This is a genomic window from Streptomyces sp. NRRL F-6676, assembly GCF_000725625.1.
Taxonomy (GTDB): domain Bacteria; phylum Actinomycetota; class Actinomycetes; order Streptomycetales; family Streptomycetaceae; genus Streptomyces.
This window is the reverse complement of sequence record NZ_JOHS01000165.1, coordinates 1-207: the sequence shown is the minus strand read 5'-3', so window position 1 is coordinate 207 and position 207 is coordinate 1. Positions and strand designations below refer to the sequence as shown.

Here is a 207-nt window from a genome sequence, read left to right as displayed (position 1 = left end):
GTAGCCGACGAGGTCCATCTTGTTGACGGCGAGGACGACGTGCGGCACGCGCAGCAGGGCGGCGATCGCGGCGTGGCGGCGGGTCTGTTCGACGACGCCGTTGCGCGCGTCGACCAGGATCACGGTCAGTTCGGCGGTGGAGGCGCCGGTGACCATGTTGCGGGTGTACTGCACATGGCCGGGGGTGTCGGCGAGGATGAACCGGCG

The 207-nt window shown here is 70.0% G+C and carries 1 protein-coding gene; it reads right to left on the bottom strand.

The features are described from left to right. A partial coding sequence (locus IO29_RS31445) for a GTP-binding protein (protein WP_033227707.1) occupies nucleotides 1-207 on the bottom strand: 207 nt, incomplete at both ends.